The organism is Micromonospora sp. NPDC005163 (assembly GCF_053599835.1).
In genome coordinates this window covers 1-1780 of sequence record NZ_JBSFYP010000159.1, presented here as the reverse complement: position 1 = coordinate 1780, position 1780 = coordinate 1, and the positions used below count along the sequence as shown (strand labels likewise).

Below are 1780 nucleotides of genomic sequence, written 5' to 3'. Positions count from 1 at the left end.
GGCCCCTGGGTGAACGTGATGATGTCGTCCGCGCCGTCGCCGTTGACGTCACCGAGGGCCGGGAACTCGCCGAACGGGCTGAAGTACTCGTGCCACTTCACGCCGGGCCCGAAGCCGGTCCCGGTGGACAGCGCCACGTACACGTCGGCGTTGGTGTCGTGGGTGAAGGCGATGATGTCGTCGCGACCGTCCCCGTTGACGTCGCCGACGGCCGCGACCTCGGCCCCCGGCGCGAACCAGTCGTGCCACTTCACTCCACCGCCGAAGCTCGTGCCGGTGGACAGGGCCACGTACACGTCGGCGAGGGTGCCGTGGGTGAAGGCGATGACGTCGTCCTTGCCGTCGCCGTTCACGTCTCCGGTGAGCAGGGTTTCACCGGTGAGACCGAAGAAGTCGTTCCACTTGACGGAGGTGCCTGCGAAGGAACTCCCGGTGGAGGTGGCCACGTAGACGTCGTTGAGGCTGCCCTGCGTGAAGGTGACCACGTCGTCCCGGCCGTCACCGGTGAAGTCGGTCGGTGATCCCGCCAGGTACCGGCCCCCCGACCCACCGGCGTTGACCAGGGAGATGTAGTAGTTCCAGTTCCAGTTCGGCCCGGGATCGGTGTGGTCGTTGCCGGGCATCTCGTTGTGCCCCTTGATCGCGTTGCGGTTCTTCGGCAGCCCGTACCTGTCGCAGAGGTAGCGGGTCAGCGCGGCCGACGACCGGTACATGGCGTCGGTGAACCAGGCCGGGTTGTCCACGAACCCCTCGTGCTCAATACCGACGGAATACGGATTCGCCGAGCGCGCGTGGTAGGCCGTGTCGCCCTCGCGGACCATCTGGGTGATCTCACCGTTGCTGGACTTCACGACATAGTGCGCGCTCACACCCGCCGACGGGTTCTGGAACCAGCTCACCGTGCCCGCGTACGACCCCTGGGTCACGTGCACCACCACCGTGGTGATCCGCGACGACCGGCCCGCCTGGTAGTTGCCGCCGTAGGCGGGGACCCACCGGGCCGGTCCGTACTCCGGTACCGCCGCGGCGGCGGCGACGTTCGGGCCGGTGGCGCCCGCGGGGGCGACCCGCGCGTAGCGGCCCAACTCGGGTCGGACCGGGTACGGCGCGACCCATACCGAGCCGGTCACGATGCCGGTTCGCAGGAGGTCGTATACGTGGTCGGCGTAGAGCCGGGCCGTCGCGTCGTTGACGGCGGCGCTGTACCGCGCCACGACCGGATACCAGGCGGAGAGCCGGTCCCGTGCACCCGCCGTCAGGCCTTCGCTGTCGGCCAGGTCGCGGAGCACCGCGGCGCCGCCCCGGACGTTGGCGGAGGTGACCGAGCGCAACCAGTCGACCGGCTCACCGGTGAGCGTGGCCGCCCGTTCGAGACTGTGCTGGGTGGGGTTGCTGACGAGGTGCATGACGCCGTAGCCGTTGGCCTGGCTGGGCAGTCCGCCGTGCTCCTCCAACCGCGACTCACCGTAGGCGACGGCGATCAGCAGGTCCCGTGGCACGTCGTACTCGCTGGCTGCGCGGTCGAACGCCGAGGCGAGTGGACCGGGGGCGACGGGTTGGGAGGCCGCCGCCGGCGCGGCCGTCATCTGGCCGGCGAGTGCCGCCGTCAGGAGCAGGGCGCAGGCGCGCCGCGAGAGTCTGGTCAGTCGCATGGGAGCCTCCAGTTCGCCGGTCACAGCGTCGTCTCGCCGTTGAGGCCGAAGTAGTCGTGCCACTTGGTGCCGCCGAGGAAGCCGGTGCCCGTGGAGAGCCCGACGTGGACGTCGTTGGTGGCGCCCCT

The 1780-nt window shown here is 70.0% G+C and carries 1 protein-coding gene; it reads right to left on the bottom strand.

Translation table 11 applies throughout. From position 1 onward, the window contains the following. A partial coding sequence (locus tag ACWD6N_RS37695; protein WP_449941834.1) for an N-acetylmuramoyl-L-alanine amidase occupies positions 1-1652 on the bottom strand: 1652 nt, incomplete at its 3' end. Between the last annotated feature and the right edge of the window lie 128 nt (positions 1653-1780).